The 16,717-nt window shown below is 39.8% G+C and carries 24 protein-coding genes and 1 pseudogene; 8 read left to right on the top strand and 17 right to left on the bottom strand.

Going from position 1 to position 16,717, the window contains the following annotated elements:
* Positions 1-32: 32 nt before the first annotated feature.
* From accC to aroQ, 3 genes are read right to left on the bottom strand one after another with little or no spacing between them, the layout of a single operon-like run.
* Positions 33-1,397: an acetyl-CoA carboxylase biotin carboxylase subunit gene (gene accC / locus HADU_RS04160; protein WP_005221863.1), complete on the bottom strand. Its 1,365-nt coding sequence runs from the start codon at positions 1,395-1,397 to the stop codon at positions 33-35.
* Between the two features lie 21 nt (positions 1,398-1,418).
* Positions 1,419-1,835 carry an acetyl-CoA carboxylase biotin carboxyl carrier protein gene (gene accB / locus HADU_RS04155; protein WP_004809213.1) on the bottom strand — a complete coding sequence of 139 codons (417 nt, stop codon included), beginning with the start codon at positions 1,833-1,835 and terminating at the stop codon, positions 1,419-1,421.
* A gap of 16 nt (positions 1,836-1,851) precedes the next feature.
* The gene (aroQ, locus tag HADU_RS04150; protein ID WP_005221864.1) at positions 1,852-2,307 is read right to left on the bottom strand and encodes a type II 3-dehydroquinate dehydratase; all 456 of its coding nucleotides are present in this window, start codon (positions 2,305-2,307) and stop codon (positions 1,852-1,854) included.
* 871 nt (positions 2,308-3,178) lie between these two features.
* On the opposite strand from aroQ, the gene ybaK reads away from it, so the two are divergent.
* Positions 3,179-3,646 carry a Cys-tRNA(Pro) deacylase gene (gene ybaK / locus HADU_RS04145; RefSeq protein WP_008303851.1) on the top strand — a complete coding sequence of 156 codons (468 nt, stop codon included), beginning with the start codon at positions 3,179-3,181 and terminating at the stop codon, positions 3,644-3,646.
* Positions 3,647-3,739: 93 nt separating this feature from the next.
* On the opposite strand, the gene HADU_RS04140 is transcribed toward ybaK, so the two are convergent.
* The 14 genes from HADU_RS04140 to HADU_RS04075 form a co-directional block, all read right to left on the bottom strand.
* On the bottom strand, positions 3,740-3,958 hold the full coding sequence (locus HADU_RS04140; RefSeq protein ID WP_227499332.1) for a hypothetical protein: 219 nt from the start codon (positions 3,956-3,958) through the stop codon (positions 3,740-3,742).
* A 128-nt stretch (positions 3,959-4,086) separates the two neighbouring features.
* Positions 4,087-4,242, bottom strand: a complete 156-nt coding sequence (locus tag HADU_RS15600; RefSeq protein WP_004646812.1) for a hypothetical protein — start codon at positions 4,240-4,242, stop codon at positions 4,087-4,089.
* A complete protein-coding gene (locus HADU_RS04135; protein WP_004646813.1) occupies positions 4,239-4,595 on the bottom strand; it encodes a hypothetical protein in 357 nt (118 codons plus the stop codon). The genes HADU_RS15600 and HADU_RS04135 overlap by 4 nt, the downstream gene beginning before the upstream one ends.
* Position 4,596: 1 nt before the next feature.
* The gene (locus HADU_RS04130) at positions 4,597-4,872 is read right to left on the bottom strand and encodes a hypothetical protein (RefSeq protein ID WP_005107112.1); all 276 of its coding nucleotides are present in this window, start codon (positions 4,870-4,872) and stop codon (positions 4,597-4,599) included.
* Positions 4,865-5,482, bottom strand: coding sequence for a DNA translocase FtsK (locus HADU_RS15190; protein WP_008303845.1), 618 nt, complete (start codon positions 5,480-5,482; stop codon positions 4,865-4,867). The genes HADU_RS04130 and HADU_RS15190 overlap by 8 nt, the downstream gene beginning before the upstream one ends.
* A 226-nt stretch (positions 5,483-5,708) precedes the next feature.
* Positions 5,709-6,611 carry a hypothetical protein gene (locus tag HADU_RS04115; protein ID WP_008303844.1) on the bottom strand — a complete coding sequence of 301 codons (903 nt, stop codon included), beginning with the start codon at positions 6,609-6,611 and terminating at the stop codon, positions 5,709-5,711.
* 23 nt (positions 6,612-6,634) lie between these two features.
* Positions 6,635-6,859, bottom strand: a complete 225-nt coding sequence (locus HADU_RS04110; protein ID WP_008303842.1) for a helix-turn-helix domain-containing protein — start codon at positions 6,857-6,859, stop codon at positions 6,635-6,637.
* Between the two features lie 17 nt (positions 6,860-6,876).
* On the bottom strand, positions 6,877-7,209 hold the full coding sequence (locus HADU_RS04105; protein WP_008303839.1) for a hypothetical protein: 333 nt from the start codon (positions 7,207-7,209) through the stop codon (positions 6,877-6,879).
* 49 nt (positions 7,210-7,258) lie between these two features.
* A complete protein-coding gene (locus HADU_RS04100; RefSeq protein ID WP_008303837.1) occupies positions 7,259-8,302 on the bottom strand; it encodes an ATP-binding protein in 1,044 nt (347 codons plus the stop codon).
* 27 nt (positions 8,303-8,329) lie between these two features.
* A complete protein-coding gene (locus tag HADU_RS04095) occupies positions 8,330-8,716 on the bottom strand; it encodes a hypothetical protein (protein WP_008303835.1) in 387 nt (128 codons plus the stop codon).
* Positions 8,713-8,952: a hypothetical protein gene (locus HADU_RS04090; RefSeq protein WP_008303831.1), complete on the bottom strand. Its 240-nt coding sequence runs from the start codon at positions 8,950-8,952 to the stop codon at positions 8,713-8,715. The genes HADU_RS04095 and HADU_RS04090 overlap by 4 nt, the downstream gene beginning before the upstream one ends.
* Positions 8,953-9,365: 413 nt before the next feature.
* Positions 9,366-10,589 (bottom strand): hypothetical protein, encoded by a 1,224-nt coding sequence (locus tag HADU_RS04085; RefSeq protein WP_008303829.1) that lies wholly within the window; start codon positions 10,587-10,589, stop codon positions 9,366-9,368.
* 150 nt (positions 10,590-10,739) lie between these two features.
* A complete protein-coding gene (locus tag HADU_RS04080) occupies positions 10,740-11,648 on the bottom strand; it encodes a nucleoid-associated protein (RefSeq protein WP_008303827.1) in 909 nt (302 codons plus the stop codon).
* Positions 11,649-11,791: 143 nt separating this feature from the next.
* On the bottom strand, positions 11,792-12,481 hold the full coding sequence (locus tag HADU_RS04075) for a S24 family peptidase (RefSeq protein ID WP_008303825.1): 690 nt from the start codon (positions 12,479-12,481) through the stop codon (positions 11,792-11,794).
* A gap of 400 nt (positions 12,482-12,881) precedes the next feature.
* Here HADU_RS04075 and HADU_RS04065 point away from each other — a divergent pair, with 400 nt between their 5' ends.
* The 7 genes and pseudogenes from HADU_RS04065 to HADU_RS04040 all read left to right on the top strand — a co-directional run bounded on the left by HADU_RS04065 (position 12,882) and on the right by HADU_RS04040 (position 16,714).
* Positions 12,882-13,187: a hypothetical protein gene (locus HADU_RS04065; RefSeq protein WP_227499331.1), complete on the top strand. Its 306-nt coding sequence runs from the start codon at positions 12,882-12,884 to the stop codon at positions 13,185-13,187.
* A gap of 49 nt (positions 13,188-13,236) precedes the next feature.
* Positions 13,237-14,023: pseudogene (locus HADU_RS04060) on the top strand (phage antirepressor KilAC domain-containing protein).
* Positions 14,020-14,187, top strand: a complete 168-nt coding sequence (locus HADU_RS15490) for a hypothetical protein (RefSeq protein ID WP_155756512.1) — start codon at positions 14,020-14,022, stop codon at positions 14,185-14,187. The pseudogene HADU_RS04060 and the gene HADU_RS15490 overlap by 4 nt, the downstream one beginning before the upstream one ends.
* On the top strand, positions 14,184-15,128 hold the full coding sequence (locus HADU_RS04055; protein ID WP_008303817.1) for a helix-turn-helix domain-containing protein: 945 nt from the start codon (positions 14,184-14,186) through the stop codon (positions 15,126-15,128). The genes HADU_RS15490 and HADU_RS04055 overlap by 4 nt, the downstream gene beginning before the upstream one ends.
* 58 nt (positions 15,129-15,186) lie before the next feature.
* Positions 15,187-15,666 carry a hypothetical protein gene (locus tag HADU_RS04050; RefSeq protein ID WP_004646831.1) on the top strand — a complete coding sequence of 160 codons (480 nt, stop codon included), beginning with the start codon at positions 15,187-15,189 and terminating at the stop codon, positions 15,664-15,666.
* Entirely contained in the window at positions 15,663-16,034 is a 372-nt protein-coding gene (locus tag HADU_RS04045) for a hypothetical protein (RefSeq protein ID WP_008303811.1), read from the top strand. The genes HADU_RS04050 and HADU_RS04045 overlap by 4 nt, the downstream gene beginning before the upstream one ends.
* Positions 16,031-16,714, top strand: a complete 684-nt coding sequence (locus HADU_RS04040) for a hypothetical protein (RefSeq protein ID WP_008303809.1) — start codon at positions 16,031-16,033, stop codon at positions 16,712-16,714. Before HADU_RS04045 ends, HADU_RS04040 begins: the two co-directional genes overlap by 4 nt.
* Positions 16,715-16,717: the final 3 nt, after the last annotated feature.

The following is a 16,717-nucleotide window of genomic DNA, read 5'->3' as shown; positions in this document are numbered from 1 at the left end:
AGCGGTTTTTTATTAAGGATACTGAAAGAGGATTAAGCCTTTTCTTCAGCACCTTCAAGTTGTTTAAGCAGATGTTTTTCGAGATAGTGAATATCCATTGCCTGCTCACAGAAGTTCTCATCCTGAAGGATCAGATCTTTATGCAGCGGGATATTGGTCTTGATGCCAGTCAGAATCATTTCATCAAGCGCCTGCTTCATACGGGCAATGGCTGTTTCACGATCTTTACCATGTGAAATCAGCTTGGCAATCATCGAGTCATAATACGGTGGAATGCTATAACCTGGGTAGATATGCGAATCTAAACGGATACCTGCACCACCTGGTGTGTAAAAAGTCTCAATCATGCCTGGAGATGGCATAAAGGTAGATGGATCTTCCGCATTAATACGGCATTCAATCGCATGACCTTTAACGATGATATCTTCTTGCTGAATATCCAGACCCAGACCAGCAGCGACACGAAGCTGTTGTTCAATGATGTCAACACCAGTCACCATTTCAGTGACAGGATGTTCTACCTGAACACGGGTATTCATTTCAATAAAGAAGAATTCGCCGTCTTCAAACAGGAATTCAAAGGTACCAGCACCGCGGTATTGCATTAACTTACATGCATTTACGCAAGCTTCCAGAATGTCAGCACGTGCCTGTTCAGGCAAGTTTGGTGCAGGAGCTTCTTCCAGTACTTTCTGATGACGGCGCTGTAAAGAACAGTCACGATCATACAAGTGGATCGCATGGCCATTACCATCGCCCAGGATCTGTACTTCAACATGACGCGGCTTTTGCAGGAAACGTTCCATATAAACCGTATCATCGCCGAACCACATTTCTGCATCACGTTGCGCCGCTTGTACAGACTCGAGCAGGGTATCTACGCGTTCAACGATACGCATACCACGTCCGCCACCACCCGCAGCAGCTTTTACGATCAGCGGAAAGCCGATTTCTTTGGCTTCAGCAAGGGCATTGTGGATGGTTACTGCATGGTCACAGCCTGGTACTGTTGGTACGCCGGCTTTTTTCATGGCAATAATGGCAGAAACCTTATTACCCATCAGGCGAATGTGTTCAGGACGTGGGCCAATAAAGATAAAGCCAGAACTTTCAACAATTTCAGCAAATTCAGCATTTTCAGACAGAAAGCCATAACCTGGGTGGATCGCATCCGCACCAGTAATCTCAGCTGCTGTGATAATTGCTGGAATATTTAGGTAACTGTCACTGCTTGCGCCAGGACCGATACATACTGCTTCATCGCAGAAACGTAGATGCATCAAGTCCTTGTCAGCATCTGAATAGACACCGACAGTTTTAATTCCTAAAGTTTTGCAAGCTCGGGTGATGCGCAGGGCAATTTCACCACGGTTTGCAATTAAAACTTTTTGCAACATTATTATGAATCCCCGAGGTGATTAAGCGCGGTAACGGAAAAGTGGCTGACCGAACTGAATCACTTCACCATTTTTCACCAGAATTTCTTCAATCACACCGCTCTGAGTTGCTTCAATCGGGTTCATGATTTTCATGGCTTCAATAATACCAAGTGTTTCACCAGCAGAAACAGTTTGACCCACTTTCACAAATGGTGCTTCGCCTGGACTTGGTGCTGCATAGAACACACCAACCATCGGAGATTTTTCCACAGCACCACGTGGAGATTTCGCAGCAGGTACATCAGCTGCAGGTGCAGGCATTGCAGGAACAGCTGCTGCAACCACTGGATTGCGACGAGTCAGGGCAATGGATTGATCTCCTTCCTTAACTTCGATCGCCTGTAAGTCAGACTCAATCATCAGGTCGATGAGTTTCTTGATTTTACGGATATCCATGAGACAGTATTCCTAATTAAGATTGCTTAGAAGATTGAATTTTTTCAATGATGTAATCGAGGGCAGCGACATAGCCTTTTGCACCCAGACCACAGATCACGCCGATCGCCTTATCGGACAGATATGAATGATGTCGAAATGCCTCACGTGCATGAACGTTAGACAAATGGACTTCAACAAATGGAATGGCAACGCCAAGAAGTGCATCACGCACTGCAACAGAGGTATGCGTTAAAGCTGCAGGATTAATAATGATGTATTGCACGCCGTCTTGTTGTGCTTGATGAATTCGGTCGACAATGGCACCTTCCCAGTTGCTTTGGAAAGAGTCTAATTCTAAAGTGGCATTTTTAGCCTGAGCGCTGAGCTGCTGATTGATGTCATCAAGAGTCAAGTGACCATATACTTCTGGTTCACGCTTTCCCAGCAAATTAAGATTCGGTCCATGAATGACCAAAATGGTCGAACTCATTCAGCTTGCTCCAATTCAAAAGTTTCAAAAGAAGTTTGCAAGATGTCAGCAAACTTCCTTCATTATGGCATGAAATTCTACATTTTATAAAAATTTTGTCTGAATTGGTGTAGAAATTGCCTGCCTGATAGTGGGCTATATAATGAGAACTTTGCAAGGAATTGGCAATGTTAAAAAATGACATTTATGGGAGTTATGTCGGATTTTTACATTGTAAGCCTAATTGGCTAAAACAGTTAATAATGTTTATGTAACATTGCCGACAGATAATAAAGAAGTCAACTATTTTTGATCAGATCCTACTAGATGTTTGCAGTATTTAAGGTTTAAAGCTTATTCATCTTAAATTTTAGTGAAAAAAAAGTCTGTTTAAAAAGTGCTCATGACTGGTTTTTATATAATAATTCTAATTATATGAGATTTTATTAAATAAGTTATTGAATTTAATTTATTTTAAATTAAAAAATCTATCAGTTAGCTATTATTTTAAGGTCCCTTAGAGTTGTGAGTATGCATAGAAAAAGAGTCAACTCCTGAGCTTAACAGTGGAATCAGGTAGTGAGTTAAACTTACTGAGTCGCCCTATTTTTAATTCCTGTATCGCAAAATGGTGAGATTGACTGAAATGTTCATAGAATTGTATTCAATGCTGAATATTCAGCCAAAAGATAAAGCATTTAAATTGGCAAAAGGTCGTCTACTAAGTCGGTGAATGGTCGTAGGAGGTCAACTCAACGATACTCACCCTCTTGCAATAAGGCTTTTCGTAGAAACTTTATCGAATAATATGGTTTATAAATAGTCTAGCCATGTTCGAGAAAGGTGTGAATTTTATATAATGCAGCTATCTAAAACAAAATAGTCAAATATCATGACTCCAGCTTGCAAACTTTTAAAAGCCAATAAAATCGAATATAGCATTCACGAATATGAACATGATGCCAATGCTAAAAGCTTTGGTTTAGAAGCAGCAGAGAAACTGGGCCTAGCTGTTGAAGAGGTTTTTAAAACGCTATTAGTCACGGATGAAAAGCAATATTTTGTGGCAGTATTACCTGTTCATCATCAGCTTAATCTTAAAAAAGTAGCTGCTGCATTCGGTTGTAAAAAATTGCAAATGGCAGATCCTAAACAGGCAGAACGATTAACCGGATATCTGGTGGGTGGAATCAGCCCGGTAGGGCAAAAGAAACGTTTAAAAACAGTGATTTGTAATAGTGCAATTCAGCTTAAAAAGATGTATGTAAGCGGTGGAAAAAGGGGGCTGGATATCGGGTTAAATCCGCAAGATTTAGCGCGAATTTTAGGTGCAGAATTTGCCGATATTGTGGATGAGTAATTAAGTTTTAAAACTTGAAATTTTGCTCTTGGTTTTAGGGGTTACTCACAATGATACTCACAAAGTGAAGCGCCTGAAAAAGATAAAGCCGCTCTAGGCGACTTTATCTTTTAACTCTATATCAAGAATGACAGATTGAACATAGGAACTTAGCCAGAAACTCTTTCTTCCATCCTTATGCGGTTTCATGTAGCGACCGTCTCGAATTCTGGAATCCAGTGTCTCAGGTTCGATATTGAGCAATTTAGCAAACTCGATCCGACCAATCCGACGTTCACTGCTTGCCTTCAGTGCTTTTCTAAGTTCCTGCATTTCGCTATGTATTGCCTGGAGCAATTCATACTCAGTATTAGCTTTCATAACACCTCACTTGAATCCACAAATTGAACAAAACACGTCACAATGAACCGTGAACTTTTTACAGATGAAACAGTATTCAGTCACTGTTGTCCTCCTTGAGTCTTTAAATATTCCGCTTTAGCAGCTGCCCAATGATCCGCATCATATGGATTTAAACCTTTTTTCTCACACCAGGTGGTACACCACAGAAATTGGGCATCATCGTATGGTGTAGGTTGAACAATTTGAATGCTCACTCAGTCACCTCAATACTTTTAAATAACGACTTCATCAGATCGTAAGTTTTAGGGGCAAAACGCTGTTTAACTTCTTCATTCAATAGAGTCTCAATTTCATCCCAGTGATCAACCAGAACAGCCCAATGTTTAGAGACTGTTTTCATTTGGCCAAGACGTTCACGAAATTCCGGTACTGCATTAAGTAATCCTACGCAGCGCTCAAAGTCGGCCGGATCATGTGGGTGGAAATTGGTTTCCCATGCTTTGCCCGCCACTGGACCATTATTAAGCAGTGTTGCCATCAGACACTTACTCGACATGCCTGTATTCGCATTAAGTAGCCAGTGCATAGATTTTTGAACTTCAGTCATATCAGCTTCCTTGCCCTTGAATTACATAACTACGAATCTGAGCCAAAACAGAATCAAGCTCTTTGATATTTATATTCTGGCTAAACATCTGACATAAGGCATGACCAGCCACGCTTCCCATAAAGTGCAATGCTTCAATTTCACTTTGATCGGCAATTTCATTTGCTGCTTGGTTGAAATAAGTATTGCTAAACGCTTTCGCTAACTCTGATCCGCTTTCAGCAATCAAGCCAACGGGTTCGATGTGGTTGATCACCAGCATAGGTTTATTAGTCATTGGCTTCATCCTCATTCCAGCAAATATCACTATCTTCACCACGTGCATCCATTTCACCGGTATTACCGCATCCTGTGCACTTCACTTCATCGCCATCATGAAACCAACCCTTTGTAGAAGCTTCGGCAGCTGTGGAGTAAATAATTGCTTCATGATGTCCGCACTTAAAGCAATCAGAAGCCCATTCAACTTTCAATTCTGTTATTTGTGGCTCCTGTGCCTTAACTGCCGCTTCAATAATCTTCCAACCATCAAGTCTTTCTAATCGACGAGAATCTATGCCACTTGCTTCGACCTGCTGTTCAACCATTCGTTCAATTGCAACAACGGTCTTAGTATCATCTTTGATTAAAATAAAACCTTCCGGCACCGCTTGGGCTTTGGCTGCTTGCAACTTTTTCCATAACTCATGTGTTTCTTCAGGGTAAACATCACGACGGCCAGACGCAGCCATTGGACTCACAATAAACTCATCCTGCATACGATCTATAGCTGATGCAGCACGTCCATAACCCCAATAAAGTTTTCGCTGAAGGTTTGAAACACTACCGCTTAAGCATTTTCTAACCACCGCAACCGCTTTTTGGTAATCTTCTTCTAAAATATCCATCACGCCACCTGTTTTAATTTTTGATACCGGGCTCGACTATATGCTCGGCATGCTGATACACATTGAGGACAACGGCAGCCAGTGTTATACATGCTCATCGTGCCGTGTTTACGTTGTCTTTTTTCTACCAGTCCACATACATACAACTTCTTCCAGTTGGTGTTCGCTGCACAACATTCGTCGCAGCGACACCCATGGTTTGTATATGTAGAGATCGTCCCGTGCTTCAACGAACCACCTCCATTTTGAGTTCGACCACATATGGATCTGGTAGTGGAGTCAGGAAGGTGACATTGTCCATTTTGAATACATGCTTCAGTACTTCTTCCAGCTGGCTTTCGGTAAGCTTTACAGTTTTAGTTTCCACTACACGATGCTCGATCCAGTTGTCGAAAGGGGAAACAGCGGTCTTTGCTGGATCAGAAGTCTTTTCCATTCGTGGTTCTGCACGATTACGCTGAATATCCTGGACGTAAAAATAATGCTTATTATCTGCTTTGCCTTCTGACTTTAAGCAGCCTTGACTCTCAAGGGCATAACAAGCGTTATCAGCTTGGCGTTTAGTGATTGCAAGCGAGTCAGCAACCTTAAAAGTAGTCACACCATCGGATGAAAAAAAGCATTGGCTTTTAATGAACTCAAGAATTCGTACCTTGATTGGTTTGCTGGTGTCATCTTTAGCTTTAGCCGGCTGTTGTTCTATCTTGAACGGTGTTCCTGGAATGATGTCGAGTAGATTGGTGGGTGTGATTTTGGCATCAAAGCCTTCTACGCCAACGACCTGAGGTGCCGGAGGAGTAGGGACATCATTCTTAACCGGGTTTTTAGCTACTTCTACGACCTTACCTGTATTTGCACTCACCACCAACTGAGTTTCTTTTTCAACTACTGGCTCAGCATGTGATTGATCGGCTTTCAGAGTGGTGTGATAGACACCTAAATCATCTAGGTGAATTTTTTCGTCTTGCACTAACACAGCAAGGCAATTTTTAACTGTCTTTAACGACATTTTAGAATTGTTAGCAATCTGTGCAGCAGATAAACCAAACGGATCATTGGTCAGTGCATCAAGCACTTTTCCGAGGTTTTTATCCATTTTCAATGCATTGAGATCTTTAATATTTGTCATGAGCTTCATCCAGAACAGTAAAATTAGTTCAACATGCCGTGATTTTTTAATTTTTTACGCAGCGTGCCCCGGTTCAATCCAAGCAATTCAGCGGTAAGCGTCTGGTTGCCACGTGCTTGAATCAGAGTAAGTTTCAACAAGTGGGCCTCCACCTGTTCAACTACAGCGCGAAAAGCATCCCCTTTACTGATTTCAACGATGTGCTCAAGTTCTTCCTTGTTGATCGTCAATAAATTTTTCTGTGTCATGTGTGATACCCCTAAAATTATGCTGCAACGCGAATATGGATCTGACTGTTCAGCTGATCTATAAAAGCTGAACCCTTTTTGAAATAAACTTTAAAAAACACCTGGTAACGCTTTTTTCCTTCAGCATTTAGTTGTTCTGAAGATGTGATCGTGACTTGGCCACGGGTAGGGTGTACCAGGGTCACAATCTTTTTCTTTTTACAGGCGCTCAAAATGCGGTAGTGATCATTGAGCAAGAATGCAAAAAACGCTTTCCGCAGTTTCGGGTGAATGGATCCCATCGGTTTGATGGGATCTGGTAAGTGGTTTAGGTAATTCATACCTTTGTGTTCAGTGCTTGCTACTTGCATGAGTAGGTCTCAACCTGTGAATGTGTAACCAAGCTGATCCGCACGCGCTTTACACGTATTGAGAATCACTGGATAAAAATTCTGTGTTTTGGAAAGTTTTTAAAGCGCCACTAAGAATATTTAAATCCTTGGTGTGAGGCAGAGACTTAAGTGCATCATCGAAAAGAGCCTTCATATCACCTGGTGCTTGTGCTTGCTGGTTTTTCTGAGTGGCCGCCTGGGCCTGCTCAGAGTTTTTAGTGATGATTTTTCGAATCCCTTCACAGGTTTCATCAAATTTCTGCTGTTGGACATCATGCAAACTGTTCAGACCACGTTTGGCGCAGTACTTTTCAATATCGATTCCTGCTTGCTGCATTAAGTACTCAAGTTCTAAAAACTGATTACCATCGATACATGCATCACCAGAACCGGAAGTCAGCCATTGTTTTAGGGCTATACCATCAGCTTCAGACAACGGTCTTGGTTCAATAAATAAGCGTGTACGGTCTTTAGTGGCAATGGCTAAGTTCTCATGAGTGAGATCTAGAACTGTGGTGAACTCGTATTCAATACCTTCACGCTGTTCAGCCTTCATACCTACTTTTTCAACTTTCTTTTTGCCACCATTGTTGGTTTGAACTGTTTCCATTTTTGAGCGTAGGGTCACAATGATATTGATGCTGGACTGCAACATCGCATCGATAAATTTACGGTGACGTGGAGTTACTTCGCTCCAGGCACCCCAGCTGTTACCGCGGAATGTTGTGCTACCCAGCTTATCTACAATTTCCAAACAGCCACCGACACCAGACCATTCATGGGTAATGCTGTCTAGGATTAAAGTATCAAAGCCTGCTGCTTCAGCTGCCTTAATTGCATCAATGAACTTTTCAGGAGTGTAGGGTGGCTGTAGGTTCGCATGCTCAAATGGAACAAGGTCTTCATACAACTCAGCACTGCTATTTTCAGTATCTGCAACAGCAATACGACCACCAATACCTTTGGCCAACATCAAGGCACCATAAGTTTTTCCTGCACCAGTAGGGCCAGAAACAGCTAAACGCAGCTTTGCATTTTTACGTTGGGCGGGTTTAAAAAATACGCTTGTCATGATTTTTCCCTCAAAAAATCAAAATACTTAGTGGGTACGATTGCGACGTGACCATGCACGATGCGCATCAGAACCATAAAAACCGGAGTCAATCAGAATCTGATTGGCTTTTACTCGGGCTGTACGTTTATTGCGTTGTTGAGCGTTCACAATAGGCTGGCGTGCTTGATTCAAAGCTTTTACAAGCCAGTCCTTTTGATTTACCAGTTCAACCAGATCCAGACTGCCGTCAGCTTTTTGTTTATGCACTTCAAAACCGGCAATATTGCCTTCCTTGTGTGCCTGAACACTGCTTTTACGCTTAAGGACATAAGTCACTGGGCGATCTGTACCTACACGGTAGCGTTCACAGTAGTAGGTTAGAAAATTCGGATCTTCCTGTTGGAAGCTGTCGATGTGTTCTGCAAATTTCATTTCGCTTCTCCTACAGCTTTGGCGATTGCCTCAGCTTGATACGCGGCTTCTTTGTCTGCTTGATGCACAAACATCAATGCAAGGCCACCAAATAAAACAACAAGAAGCAAAAGAGCAGAGAAGTTGCTAAACCAATGTGGTTTAACGGTTGGTACAGGGTGCTGGTACAAACGCTCAGAAGTCATGCTTGACTGGCCGAACTCTGGCAAGTTGCTTTGAATAGGGTTTTTGTTCATAATTGATCTCGCAAGTTGCAAGCCCCGTAGTTGTCCAGACCGCCGGGGCTTTTTTTGTGTTTACGAGATTTAGTTTAGTAAACTGAACAGATAGAGTCAATCACTTTGTTTAGTAAAATAAACTTTTTTAAAACTTAGATTTGAGTTATGTTTTAATAGACAAAAGAAAACCCACACAGGGTGGGTTGGGGGTTGCTAATCATAGCCTTAAGAAATCTTAAAAATTCTCATTTTATTGATAGAACAATAATAGACTTCTTGCGTTAGTCAAAATTTAAACAGCCCAAAGCTACATTTTATAAGGTTTTAGCCAATTCAAAAATTAGGTAAAACGATACTTTCGCAAGAGGTCTAATATAATTCATAAAATTCTGACTTACGCAGAGTGTATAAATAATTTTCAGTTTTTTATATTAAATACAAGTAAAATTTTCTAAAAATAATATATTTACTGTTAGGCAGGAATTTAAAAAATTATAGTAAAAATATATACTAAACATAATTAAAATTGAAAAAATAATGCTTAGTTTTACTATAAGAATATTTCGAATTTGTTTTTTATATCTTTTATTTAAAATAATAAAGTTTCCCGTTATTTCTTTTTTGTCTGAAAAAAGTGGATCATTAGAAAAAGTCTCTTCCTGTGCATTAATTTCATATTTAATATTGTCTAATGTATCCTTTTGATTTTCACACATAAACAATACGGCAATAGCAAAAAATATAGCGCCCATCAAAATGATTGAGTTTGCCAAAAAAGAGAAATCTTTTCCTGTTTTTAAACTACTAGCAACCACTATTAAGGATGCAGGTATAGTAATAATTTGCATTTGAATATCAGTAAAAGCTTTATTTAATCTAGTTATAGATTCGGTTCTGAATTTCTCCACCTCTTTCTTTATTTTTTCAAAAGTAAATTCAGATAGATACATATTATAATTATTGTTAATTACCTCAAAAATATTATCAAAATTAGCTGTAATATTATTAATTGATATTTTTTTATCATGATTAAAGTAATTAATTAGACTATCAGAAATAATCTGCTTAATAGGATCTTTGTGAATTTCAATTTCATAGAAATTCAACCTGAAAGCATCTAGTTTTGCGATTTTTATATCACAAGTTGTAGATAAATTATTAACTACCTCAAGCCTTCTTTTTCCCAGAAAAAATAAACTCTCCTCATCTAGAATAGATTTAGAGATATGATCAGAGCTAATTTTTAATAGATTATATAATTCCACACAATCAATATATTTTTTTATATTTTCATTTTTTTTATTATTAGATGATTTCGGAATATAAATAAAATCTTCATTTTTGAAATATATGATTTGATCAGGAAGAGATGATCTAAATAATGGCTGTTCTCTAAGTAATATTTCTAAAGATTCATAATAGAAAGATGGAAAATCAATAATAATCTGACCATCATCACAATCAAAATCTGGAATAAAAGGATCTAATAAGCCAAGTTTATTTACCAACTCATCAAGTATTTCTTGTACGCGTGCAAAATCACAAGGCTGGATAGTGCCTTCGATACTTCTTCTTCCAGTTGAATTTACATCTTGAATGAAAGAAGTTAACTCAACATACTTTTGTACAAGTTCAAAAGTGATTTCATTGGTCATGAGTGATTTTCTATTCTGGTTTTCCAATTGCCTGTGGTGTAGCTCTATGAATTTCTTCAATAATATGCTGAGGTACTGATTTAAGAATCAAGTAGCCCTCTTTATTTAGAAATACTGTTTCATTAAGATCATTATATGTGAAGCTAATCTTTACATTACCATTAGTGTAACCGATTCTTTTGAATTTTTATAACTCGTTGGGTTTGGTTTAAATGTATAGTCAATGTCTATCTGTTTTTCTTTTAAGTAATCTGTAAACTCAGTGGGGGCAACAGCGTTAACAGTGTTGGCAATAGTATCTAAATCAACCTCCTCACCGAGCTTATGTTGTTTTTCAAAATATAAAAAAAGAGAATCTCGTATGGCTTCCTTTTGCGATGGTTCTAGATTCTTTGATTCCATATAATTAAATACAGTATCCACAAGATTTTTTGTATTCTGTTTACTTGTTATGTATCCATCACATGAAAGTGCAAATCTAAAATACTCAGTAACATCTTCATCCTGCGTTTTTTTCCCTTTCATAAAAGAAAGGCAATTTTTATTACTTTCTTCGCTTTTTACTAAGTTGGATTTCCATTTTTCTACATCAATACGTGCTGATTCATTTAACTTTTCAATATTTAGATATTGTCTTTTTTCAAGAGTTAAAAGTTTCGTTAAGCCATAACCTTCATCATTTTTTAACATGACAATTAATAACCAATCTTTTTGAGAGTCCTCATAATTTAAAAGCAAAACAAAACCGCCATTTGCCAAGAAACTTTTAGAAAGCTCTTTCTCAATCAGACCGCAAACATTCTCAGTAAACTCCATAAATTCAATCGGTTTTTCACTAAAGAACCCCTGTAAAACATTCTGAAAATCTGAACCATGCTTTATATTTCCATGCATAGGATTATGGTCACGATATGATTTTAATATATCCTGGCATAAGTCTATAACAATTGGATCATCAGGTTGTAATAGCTCCTTTGCATATTCCGGCTTTACACTAGCTGGTCCCTTACTTTTTTGTTCCTTTAAAATATGATGAAATACCACATTCTTAATTTTCATGGATTTCCCCCTTAAAATAATTAAATTTAAATATTAAAAAATATAGTGCGTATTAGTAGCTCACTCTAGTCACTTGCAACTTACCTTTTAAAAATCTCAGCACAATACAGTGACCTTACCCTAGCTGCATATAGCGGTTTTTATTACCAACTTTCTAGACTAGATATTTGCCAAACCCAGCCAATAATCTCCAACTGCTGATCAACTATTTCTTGAGCACTTAAATGCATTTCCGGGAACTCTATAGAATTATCGGAAACAATTCGCACACCACCCAAAGGCAGGTTGTATAGTCGTTTGCAGTAGAACAATCCACCAAGACAAATAGCGAAAATTTTCCCGTCTTTAATATTTTTTCTTCCTAGATCAACATGAATTGTATCGCCATCCTTAATAGTTGGACTCATTGAGTCCCCGATAGCTGTCGCTGCCACAGCATTCTCTTTTGCAATAGATAGGTTTCGCAATGTTGCTTTGGACATTCGTAATTTGCGTGTCTCATTAGCTATAGCCTCGCCAATAGAACCACCACCACAAGCAAAAGAAAAATCTTTAAAGAAAGGTATCTCAATCTCATCATCATCAAGCGGAGTAGTGCTATCCCACGGTTCGACTTGTGTAAATTCAGGCGTTGAATTTCCAGTTAAAAGCCAGCTAGAGGTAGTTTTTAGTGTTTGAGCTAATTGAATCAATCTCTTTCCAGTAGGGTTATTCACTCCATTAATCCAATTGGTCACAGTCCCTTTGCTTGCTCCAGTGGCAGCAACCAAATCCTTATGTTGCAGACCTAGTTCCTTCATGCGCTGGCTAATTCTGTCTGATGTAGTTTGCATAATAGTGAAACCTTGTATTTGTTTAAAATACTAAACAAAAAAATTGACATATTCCTAAACTTATCGTTCAATAAACTAAACATAGTGGTTTAGGTAAATAAACATGACCGTAGACGACTTACGAGCTTTCTATAAAGCTAAAAGTGACGCTGATCTTGCTCGGATTCTTGGTCGGGATCGATCTGTAATTAATTATTGGCGAAAAGGCATTCCATTAAGTACCCAGGCGGTTTTTGAGATCTCAACCAAAGGGAAGCTAAAAGCCAAACTTGGAAAGCTAAGCGCATAGGTAGGTTCTTGAAAATGGGAGTAGATGATTTGAAGAAAGCAATTGAAAAGGAATATTCGGGCGGTAAGTACACTGTTCCGAAAACAATTAAATTTACACATGAAATGCTTGATGCAATTTCCCTTGCCAGTGAAAACAATGACTAGACAACGACGACCTAAAAAAGATGCATCCATCACTATGCATATGCCACAAGCCATTAAAGACCAGTTAGCTGGTTTAGCTGAAGTGCAACGCGCTGGGCAGGGTGCTAGTGAATATATTTTTGAAACTTTAATCATGCCTCATCTCGATCAGTTAAGAGCTGAGACCAAGATTAAACAAAGGATATTTGGTTTAACAGGGAACGATAAGAACTATGAGCACCGCTCAGATTTATCAGATCGGAATGACCCAATAGGCAAAGAAAAAGCCTGATGTATCAGATCAGGCTTTCTAAGTGTTTCAATCTCAGGAGATTCAAACAATGAATTCAATCATACAAATTCAGCCTAATAATAGCACACAGCCGGTTACCATGTCATCAGTGGAACTTGTTGAATTTATTAACAATCACCGTAAAGAAGTTGCAACTGCTGAAAAGCCTTATAAAGAATTACGCCATGATCATTTTATGGCAAAAGTTCCACAAGTTTTAGGTGAAAAAGTAGCTCCCAATTTTTTGGGAACTGCTAATTACACCAACGGCACTGGTGGAACTGTTCAGCGTCAAATTTACCACTTTCCAAAACGCGAATCTTGCCTTTTGGCCATGTCATACAGTTATGAGTTACAGGCTCAAGTCTTTGACCGCATGACAGCTATGGAAGAAGAGCTGAAAAAACCTAATACATTACTTCCCGACTTCACTGATCCCGCTGCTGCAGCACGTGCCTGGGCCGAACAATTTGAAGCCAAGCAACTGGCACAACAGCAAATTGCCGAGTTAGCACCTAAGGCTGAAGCACTCGACACGATTGCGGATACTGCCAATACCTACTGTTTACGGGACTGTGCAAAAACTATCGGCATCCGTGAATCCGATCTAATCAAACTTCTGATAGACAAAAAAATGGATCTATCGAGATGCGGATCGCAAGTTACAGCCGCATGCTCAATACGTTTTGAACAAGGTATTCACCAACCGTACGTCACCAGTGATCGTGAATCGCAATGATGGGAAAGAACGCGTTTTCTTACATATGCGCGTTACTGCATTTGGTCTGACCCGAATTACTGGGTTAGTCAACAAAAATAGAAAGGTAGCGGCATGACCTCAGAATATTTAGACGTTCCTAATCTCAAGGCTCGGATTGAACAACGCGAGTTTGAATTAGGGCTGGCACCAGATGATACCTACGTGAAAACGGGGACCACCATCATTGAGGCTATTAATGACCTGGTGGATGAGTTATTTGGTGAGGATGGTGAAGTATGAGCTTAGATGCAACAACCTGGGCATGGAAAGTGCGCCAGAAACAAAAGCCTGGCGGAAGTACTAAACCTCTTAAGCGTTTAGTCCTTCTGTCACTGGCTGACCGAGCAGGTGAAGATCACTGTGCTTATCCGAGTATTGCACGTCTGGTGGAAGACACCGAGATGGATCGCAAGACTGTACTCAAGATTATTGATGAGCTGATTCAGGATGGATTGATCGAAGATACGGGGGAAAGAAAGGGCAGAACAAAGCAGGTCAAAGTCTATCGTTTGATCGGTGTAAATGGCCGTGAAACAGTCCCAACAATGGAATCCTTTGACGCTGAAAACGAGGATTTAAAGGGTCCCAATATTGGAACAGTCCCAACAACGGAACAGTTCCAACGTTCCGTCGAAAGAGTCCCAACGTTCCGTGGAAAGAGTCCCAACGTTGGGACACGGAATCTTTCAAAGAATCTATCAATAGAATCTAAAAATAAAAAATCATGGTTTTGTTTTAACAAACTTCGTGAAGAAATATTTTTGACCGATGACAGTATCGATTTTGAAATCATCGTGGATTCGAAATGGATTGAACGTGAAAAACGTGCCTTTGAAGTTTACAACGCTGAAAAACTAATGAGCGATGAGCTGATGATTTATCACTTCGCTGACTGGGTGATCAACGCATACCGAAATAAATATTCAAAAGAAACTTCTGTAAAACCTGCAGGTGCATCTCATAAGACTGATCAGCTTTCTGAAAAACAAATTTTTACTTTTTCACAAAAGCTTTCTCAGCATCCTGAATTTGCCAGCAAGTTCAGTGAACCAGGGGAATCCTACGAAAAACTTGCTGCCCGTATCGCCGTGAAACTCAAAGATCCGGCCCAGGCCAAGAAGTGGGAAGGTTATTTAAAACAGGTTGGATTTAATGGGGATTTACCTGATATCGCTGCATAACACAGACAGGTTCAGGATCTCTATCAAAATTAATTAAGCATCTTCGAGGGGAATTGAGATGACTTTACAGCACATAGAAGCACAAAAAGCGGCACGTTACGTGGGGAATTATTCAGAGAAGCAGGCGCAACGTCGTGCACTGGATGAAATGCTAAAGGGGTACAAGGGGAAGATCACTGAATTACCAGGACCAAACTTTAAACCACGTCCTGTTCACCACCATTGTGAAGATCCAAATGAGTTTTGCGGTCTGATCAAATTAAGCCGAATCAAGAACTGGTTCAATGCCGGCACTAAAAACCTGTCACGTCGCAAGATGATTTTAAAGTTTGTGGATATGACTGAAGACCAGGTGCTGTATATCACCCTGCCATCCAATGAGCAGAGCCTAAGTAACCGTGAGTACCGCAATATTATGAATGCTATGCCACTGGTTGAAGCAGAAGAACAGCGTTTGTTGTCTGATATGACCAGACCTTTGCTGGATCGTCAGCCTGCTGTTCACCAGTCAGCTTTTGATTTTGGGGATGTGTCATGAAAGCAATAAAAATACCGTGTGAACATGACTTGTTAAGCAAGAATCACAATGTTTGGGCGGATGCGGTGATCCGTTGCAAGCACGGCTCTGGTTATTGTGGCAGTGATGGTTATTGTCATGCTGATGGGAAGTGTTTTGCGGATCAGGAACTCACAAGAGAGCAGGCTATTTTAGAAGTAGATCGTTTGGCTCAGGAGCTTCACCAGGCTAAGCAGGAAAATGACAATTTAAGAACTTCTTCTGCGAGCTTAATCAAGCAGCTTGAATTTGCACTAGAGCAGAACAAGAAGTCTGGAAAATCCGAGCGAGTTTTTGCAATTCGATATTGCATTGGTGAGATCAAGAAAGCCCTGCGAGGTGAGTTATGAATCACCGTGATCTATGTGAAATTGGAGCAAAGTTTTTAAAACGCCCTGAATCTGCTAACGGCCACGGCTGTCACTTCACCATTGTTGAGGCGGCTTGTTATGGGGAAAACCCGGATGTTTTCGGTGTACGGCATGGTTTGAATCGAAATGGTATGGGTACATTTTTACTTGAAGCGAAGACAAGTCGCTCTGACTTTCTGGTAGATAAAAATAAACCTCATCGCCTTAATCCGGCACAGGGTATGGGTAAATATCGCTATTACATCTGTCCAACCGGATTAATCAAGCCTGAAGAAGTCCCAGAAAAATGGGGCCTGATCTATGTCAGTCCTAAGGGCATTTGTAAGGTAGTTGCTGGTGTCCTGGCTGTGCCAAGAATTAAGAGACTCAATCCGTATAGCAAAAAAAATGAGAGCTGGCCGGACCATCGAAAAATTGAAGAGAATCTTGAATTACTGGCCTTTGAAGAAAGAAATATCCAAAACGAAATGAATCTTCTGACTATGGCATTGGCCAGATTGAAGGATCCAGAGCAGGTTCTTTATATGCAAAGGAATTATTCCAAGCTTGAAATGCATAACCAAGCCTTAGAACGAAAAGTACGAAGCATGGAAAGAGAAATTAGTCTTTCAAAAGCTTCAAATACTTTATCAAAATTTCAATCAAGTATTACAGGGTGATTA

This window comes from Acinetobacter sp. HA (assembly GCF_000264725.1).
GTDB lineage: Bacteria > Pseudomonadota > Gammaproteobacteria > Pseudomonadales > Moraxellaceae > Acinetobacter > Acinetobacter schindleri.
The sequence above is the reverse complement of the archived record's forward strand: the minus strand, read 5'-3'. Positions and strand labels throughout refer to the sequence as shown.

Bases quoted from the DNA above. Each gene is read 5' to 3' on its own strand.
- accC (WP_005221863.1), bottom strand. From the start codon at position 1,397: ATGTTGCAAAAAGTTTTAATTGCAAACCGTGGTGAAATTGCCCTGCGC.
- accB (WP_004809213.1), bottom strand. From the start codon at position 1,835: ATGGATATCCGTAAAATCAAGAAACTCATCGACCTGATGATTGAGTCT.
- aroQ (WP_005221864.1), bottom strand. From the start codon at position 2,307: ATGAGTTCGACCATTTTGGTCATTCATGGACCGAATCTTAATTTGCTG.
- ybaK (WP_008303851.1), top strand. From the start codon at position 3,179: ATGACTCCAGCTTGCAAACTTTTAAAAGCCAATAAAATCGAATATAGC.
- HADU_RS04140 (WP_227499332.1), bottom strand. From the start codon at position 3,958: ATGCAGGAACTTAGAAAAGCACTGAAGGCAAGCAGTGAACGTCGGATT.
- HADU_RS04135 (WP_004646813.1), bottom strand. From the start codon at position 4,595: ATGACTGAAGTTCAAAAATCTATGCACTGGCTACTTAATGCGAATACA.
- HADU_RS04130 (WP_005107112.1), bottom strand. From the start codon at position 4,872: ATGACTAATAAACCTATGCTGGTGATCAACCACATCGAACCCGTTGGC.
- HADU_RS15190 (WP_008303845.1), bottom strand. From the start codon at position 5,482: ATGGATATTTTAGAAGAAGATTACCAAAAAGCGGTTGCGGTGGTTAGA.
- HADU_RS04115 (WP_008303844.1), bottom strand. From the start codon at position 6,611: ATGACAAATATTAAAGATCTCAATGCATTGAAAATGGATAAAAACCTC.
- HADU_RS04110 (WP_008303842.1), bottom strand. From the start codon at position 6,859: ATGACACAGAAAAATTTATTGACGATCAACAAGGAAGAACTTGAGCAC.
- HADU_RS04105 (WP_008303839.1), bottom strand. From the start codon at position 7,209: ATGCAAGTAGCAAGCACTGAACACAAAGGTATGAATTACCTAAACCAC.
- HADU_RS04100 (WP_008303837.1), bottom strand. From the start codon at position 8,302: ATGACAAGCGTATTTTTTAAACCCGCCCAACGTAAAAATGCAAAGCTG.
- HADU_RS04095 (WP_008303835.1), bottom strand. From the start codon at position 8,716: ATGAAATTTGCAGAACACATCGACAGCTTCCAACAGGAAGATCCGAAT.
- HADU_RS04090 (WP_008303831.1), bottom strand. From the start codon at position 8,952: ATGAACAAAAACCCTATTCAAAGCAACTTGCCAGAGTTCGGCCAGTCA.
- HADU_RS04085 (WP_008303829.1), bottom strand. From the start codon at position 10,589: ATGACCAATGAAATCACTTTTGAACTTGTACAAAAGTATGTTGAGTTA.
- HADU_RS04080 (WP_008303827.1), bottom strand. From the start codon at position 11,648: ATGAAAATTAAGAATGTGGTATTTCATCATATTTTAAAGGAACAAAAA.
- HADU_RS04075 (WP_008303825.1), bottom strand. From the start codon at position 12,481: ATGCAAACTACATCAGACAGAATTAGCCAGCGCATGAAGGAACTAGGT.
- HADU_RS04065 (WP_227499331.1), top strand. From the start codon at position 12,882: ATGCAATTTCCCTTGCCAGTGAAAACAATGACTAGACAACGACGACCT.
- HADU_RS15490 (WP_155756512.1), top strand. From the start codon at position 14,020: ATGACCTCAGAATATTTAGACGTTCCTAATCTCAAGGCTCGGATTGAA.
- HADU_RS04055 (WP_008303817.1), top strand. From the start codon at position 14,184: ATGAGCTTAGATGCAACAACCTGGGCATGGAAAGTGCGCCAGAAACAA.
- HADU_RS04050 (WP_004646831.1), top strand. From the start codon at position 15,187: ATGACTTTACAGCACATAGAAGCACAAAAAGCGGCACGTTACGTGGGG.
- HADU_RS04045 (WP_008303811.1), top strand. From the start codon at position 15,663: ATGAAAGCAATAAAAATACCGTGTGAACATGACTTGTTAAGCAAGAAT.
- HADU_RS04040 (WP_008303809.1), top strand. From the start codon at position 16,031: ATGAATCACCGTGATCTATGTGAAATTGGAGCAAAGTTTTTAAAACGC.